5 protein-coding genes are annotated in these 5418 nt (G+C 40.0%); 2 read left to right on the top strand and 3 right to left on the bottom strand.

Translation table 11 applies throughout. The features are described 5' to 3' along the window. Both RM811_RS00930 and RM811_RS00925 read left to right on the top strand, forming a co-directional pair. Positions 1-1506, top strand: a 1506-nt coding sequence (locus RM811_RS00930; protein ID WP_402519873.1) for a hypothetical protein, incomplete at its 5' end; no start/stop codon positions are given. Between the two features lie 1198 nt (positions 1507-2704). Further along, complete coding sequence (locus RM811_RS00925) at positions 2705-2980, top strand: hypothetical protein (RefSeq protein WP_402519870.1); 276 nt, start codon at positions 2705-2707, stop codon at positions 2978-2980. A gap of 67 nt (positions 2981-3047) precedes the next feature. Here the strand turns inward: RM811_RS00925 and RM811_RS00920 are convergent, their stop codons facing one another. The 3 genes from RM811_RS00920 to RM811_RS00910 all read right to left on the bottom strand — a co-directional run bounded on the left by RM811_RS00920 (position 3048) and on the right by RM811_RS00910 (position 5082). Beyond that, positions 3048-3395: a hypothetical protein gene (locus RM811_RS00920; RefSeq protein WP_402519867.1), complete on the bottom strand. Its 348-nt coding sequence runs from the start codon at positions 3393-3395 to the stop codon at positions 3048-3050. A 615-nt stretch (positions 3396-4010) separates the two neighbouring features. Further along, positions 4011-4703: a hypothetical protein gene (locus tag RM811_RS00915; protein WP_402519865.1), complete on the bottom strand. Its 693-nt coding sequence runs from the start codon at positions 4701-4703 to the stop codon at positions 4011-4013. Between the two features lie 136 nt (positions 4704-4839). Continuing rightward, a complete protein-coding gene (locus tag RM811_RS00910) occupies positions 4840-5082 on the bottom strand; it encodes a hypothetical protein (RefSeq protein WP_402519862.1) in 243 nt (80 codons plus the stop codon). Between the last annotated feature and the right edge of the window lie 336 nt (positions 5083-5418).

Here is a 5418-nt window from a genome sequence, read left to right as displayed (position 1 = left end):
TGTATCTTTCGTCGGCAGCGTCAGATGTGTATAAGAGACAGAAATAATACAGTACCAGTACCAGAGGCTAAATTCGCAGTGATTTTTTTAACTACATTCAACTACATTACGGGATGTACATCAGATGCTATAACGACTCTTGGCAGTAAAGGCTCAACGATAACTTCTGAACCAGATACAGATTCTTATAATAATAAAACAGAAACACAGACAACACCTGACAGTAAATACTCGACGATTGCTTCAGGGCAAACCACAGCCTCATATACCACAACAGAAGTTCCAATAAATATGAGTTCTACGGTTACCTCTGAGCAATCCACTGCTACAGAAGCAGTAATTACATCCTGTAATACCCAACGGCAGTTCCTCTGTATTGAAGACAATATCAGGGAGAATAAGTGTATCCATATTAGCCATTATTGTGATGGGGAGCCTGATTGTCTTAATGGTAGCGATGAAAACCTTAAAAACTGCACTACGTATTGTGAAACTAAAAATAAATTTTACTGCCCCGAAGATACGTGTATAGACAAATCTGAAGTATGCGATACCTATTACGATTGCGTTGATGGTTATGATGAAAAGGATTGTGAGCAACCTTGTAGACGTGATCAATTTGACTGTGGGGAAAATTCTGATCCTCGATATAGATGTATTGAAAAAGAATTTGTGTGTGATCGTGAGCCTGATTGTAAAAACAATTCTGATGAAAAGGATTGTGACGAACCTTGTAATCCTGAAACTGAATTTTTTTGTGCTCAGGATATTTTTTCAGAGGACAATCCCTGTATTCCAATTGATTTAAAATGTGATGGAAATGAAGATTGCGTAGCGGATGACTCGGATGAATTGAATTGCAATTTACCGGGACAGGCAACTACAAACATTAGTCCAACCAGCGCTTTCGATAAATTGATAACTGTATCTCCTTCTATTCCCCCCTGTGACAGTGATACAGAGTTTTACTGTTCTCAAGATTCAGAGTCTACTAACTTCCAATACTGCATTGGCATTAATTTAAAGTGTGACGGTGTAGAGGACTGCTCGAATGGTTCGGATGAAAAAAACTGCACTGAAGCAGTGACTCCAATTCCGGGTACCACTGAAAGCACCAGCAGCCCACAATCATTCTGGGATTCAGTTTCTGATTACACGACTTATCTGCCCTGGGGGACAAACGATCAGGAAGATGAAGAAGGTAATAAACAGAGTAATGCTTCTCTGGTCGCCATTGGTATAGGTATTGGAGTGACTGGATTGGTTGTCACAGCTGCTGGGGCTGGCAGTGTGTGGAATGCAGTCAAGCATCGTGAAGAGGGGCTCAGGCAAGGGGAAACGATCAGTTGGAAGCATGCCTTATGGGGAGGGCTCAAAGATATCGCATGTCTTAAGATAAGAAGAACACAGACTGAAACGGCTCGAAATAGTTATTCAAGAAGCGAGCTGACGGTGATGAATTCCCAGTATTATGAAAAAATCCCGGAAAGCTTATCAGATGACTGAAAGAATTTGACAGAGTTCCTTCACAACAGGCACATAGTAGAAGTGGGGATTATAAATATCAGAAGCTGAATCAGTGTGACGCCTCTATTGCTTATAAAAAACCATTTGAAGATGCGTAGACGACAAGTAATTAAAGTCCCGGAAGCTTAGATCAACTAAGGAATCGTCCCAAAATAAGATCCCTATGTTACTGAGGGGCTCAGTTCAGGTTAAGTGTTGGTATACGTCCCAAAGCCAGTAACGCCGCGAAATTCTCGAAATTACTGAGTCCCTCGGTACAGCAAGCTTTCAGCGACTTGTGGAAAAATACCAACACTTAACCTGAACTGAGCCTTACTGAGGCTTGTTAAGGCCGTTGCCCGCTGCCCGAAAAAGCACAAGCGAGCCTGGTTTTTTCGGACTACGGGCATCGGACCACGGACAACGTTCATTGAAATGGGGAAGTTATTCAAGGACAGTTCCCAAGGGTGGTGAACTCACATGAAACTCGTCTTCAATTCTGGCGGGTAGAATATTCCCTACTCCCATAAAATCAGCAATAAATCAGTTATGCGGGTGATGATAAATATCGAATGCCTTGCCCTGCTGCATAATCCTGCCTTTTCGGTCGATTGTTACCATCTGGTAATAGTGATTGTAACTATTCAGCACCCTGTTCGTAGCACATCTTGTGTTGTCCAAAGAGTCATAAGCACTACATATGATTAACAGAACTTTAGTCACCATAGATTTTGATGTATATCATCAAAAAATACCGGAAATTAAAAAATAAAGTAAGTGTATTGTTACTTTTAATCCTTTGGTACAGCTCAATTTAGATGAATTTAAAATTCATCTGAGGGTGCTGAATAGTTACTAGTGATTTTATGTTTTTGATGATTATCATTATTCAGGAAACAATTAAACTACGCTTCATTCCAACAGGGGAAGTGGCCCTTACCCAGCCCTGTTCAAATTTTGTATATTTATCTGATCACTGATTATCTTTTGACAATACTGTGGACAGTTTTTAAAGAGCGTAATGCCCGTGGGGCAAAGCCTGCGTGTAGGGGCTGGTATTTAATAGCAAGTATGGGTCGGCGCAGAGTTGCTATTAAATGCCTTATAAAGCCACAGGCCCCGGAATGCTTGGGCTAAAACTGTCCGAAGTATTGTTGTTCTACTTAATAACTTAATAACTTAATAACGGTATGACTCTATGAAACCTGTAGAAACTGATACGATACCAAAACCACCTTCACACGAAACAGCAAGCAAGACTGATGCTACTCATGGTCAAATGGGTCTTAGACTTGTTCGGTATTGGTTTAAAATAGAACATTTGATGGGGGGGCATACATTTCAGGATGCCCAAAACCATCCTAATAGGGATGTGGAATACTTTCTAAACCGTTCATTAGAATCATATGAAGAAGGTAAGATCTACATATCTGGTTTCTTCAGGTGCGCAGCGATGCATGTTTTAGATGAGTAAAGCTACCTTTGGCTTACATCAATAGTCGGAAATCTCCGTAACGACTATCACTGCCTGTTGATTATCGTTACGGCTCAGGCTTAAAGCTTAATAGCTGTTCATTGTAAAGCACGTCAAATAATTTAGCTGAGAATCCTTCAGTTATTTCTGAATCTTCCCAGAGAATGAAAGTTGCGCCATTTTTTTTGTTAGATGGATAAAATATGCCGTACTTTTTAATACCATTTTCTAAATGAACTTGTTTGATATGAGTCAATATAATCGTAGAATCTAAAAACGTATTTAGATTATCGCTCATCATAAAATGAATGAATCTTAAAAAGCTCACGATTTGTTCTGGAGTTTTCAATTTACCCAAAGCCTTTTTTACCTCAGGCAGTCCTTCTTTTGCTTGTATGTATAATACAGTATACATTACATACAATCAACACTTTCCCTGTAATACTTTTGCTGCTATTTCTCGGTAAAACTCAGGCTTGGTAAATGACCTGCTGGCACAAGCAAAAGACGGTTAATCATGAAAGAGTAAATTGAGAGTTCCCAGTGATGCGGTGAAGTCAGCCCGTGCGGAAAGATGAGAATTTCTTTTCCTGCTGTATGAAGCTGAGGATGGGTAAGATGCTGATCAGGAAAAAAATCTCATCTTGGAGACGGAACGGGATAGCCATAGTACGAAGTTGAGATTTTGTAAGATGGTGGTTGGCGAAAGGGCAGCAGCCCTTTACTGGCCTGATAAGGCCAGCTTGGTAGGATCTCAAATTTCTGAAAAATCTGTATCGGGGGATGGAATTATAAGAAAATGGCTTTTAAAGCCAAGTTTTTATGCTTTTCCGCCTTGCGTATATTTTTGTTGTTTTTCTGGTACTTCATTCCAATTTCTCTGAAATCCTAAAAATTTCAGAGAGGCTCTCTTGAAGAGATCTTTAAGGATCTCTTGAAGATACTCTTGGGATTAGTCTTAAACTGGTCAACTTTGGCCATTATTAGTCTTAAACTGGTCAACCTTTTTGCCTTATTAGTCTTAAACTCGTCAACTTTTGGCTTTTTTGGGGTTCATAAACCAAACGTTCGTATGCTTCTTGTAATAAACAATTGGATCTTTCTCGCCAGTTTTTATTTCTATATTAATTCCAAACTTATCTCTTAGTACGTCCAGCTCAGAAATAACCTTTTTTTTCACTCTAGATCGAGTTTCTTTAGCCATGCCATCAGGCTGAACACCGATGTTATTTAGAATTTGGCTCAATCTCATGTTTAATTCATTGTGAGTAAGACAGTACCTAACCAGCGACTGTGTTGCTGGGTTCTCCAGATCCAGAATTGCATCTGTTAAGGCTTCTGTGTGGACATTGATATCTTCTTCAAAAAAGGCTAAGTAGTGCCTGTTGAAAGTTACTGTATACAGCGGATTTCCAGTCTTTCCTGTTTCAATGTTGTTCCCACGCATTAAGCAATGATCATTCAATACGCTGCATGCAATACGTTCAAACTGCCCTTTGCTTGGCTCCAGAATGATCTGAACTATTTGCAAATCGTCCAGCTTGGACTTAATCCAGTTATTATTTCGGTGTGAATTTTTCCCTAGAGCTTTTTGAAGATCGTATAATGTAAATCTAAACTCCCACGAGCCATCAGAATAAATGGCTGAAGGCTTATAATGAGTCAGGATCACCCCCACTAAATCTCTGTGTTCTTGCGTTAAACGCTTACCCCTAACTGTCACTTTTCCATGCTGGGATTCGATAATCAGGTCATCGAATTTTTCCCCCTCACCTGATTTACTGGGAGAAACATTGGAATACGGCCTTGATGGATCGTCGTGGTTGGAAATCTCAATTTGTCTTTTTTATTATATTTTCTCACTTCAGAAGATCTCCATAGTTGCCAGATAGCCCATTATTTCCAGATGCTTTCGGTGTTTGTTTAGGGCTTACAGGGGTTTCTGAATTGAGTTTTGCGTCTACCAAAATCCCACCCTTCGTTCTCTTTAGCCAGTGAATACCCTGATTTTCACTATAATTTTGCTTTGAATTAAACAGGCTTACATGCCTGATGCGCTGTATATTATCAAAACCACGTTTCTTGGCTTCATCCTCGCTCATCGTCGTCAGGTTTATTTGTGATCGTGGATTGTCGGTAAGAACCGAGCTACCACGAGCTGCTGTTTGATCAAGGCTTTTATTAAGGGCTGCCAGGTAGTTATCGGCTAGACTCTCCCTTAAAAGGGGCGAGTTTGCGCCGACATTTCGATCAAATTAACTACCTGAATCCGTAGCTTCATAGCAGATGGATTCCGTTACATCCCTTGCTACACTTAGCTTGCAGGCTATAAATAGTGATTTCTTTTTTGCACCTACTGAGTGCATTTTTGGATAATCAAAAAAACAGCATTTTTCATGGATCAATAATTACAGAGCCTTTACGGCAGAAGGGTTTCC

This window comes from Endozoicomonas sp. (assembly GCF_031844845.1).
Lineage (GTDB): Bacteria > Pseudomonadota > Gammaproteobacteria > Pseudomonadales > Endozoicomonadaceae > Endozoicomonas.
Note: the sequence above shows the minus strand (reverse complement) of the source record. Positions and strands in the feature narration are given on the sequence as shown.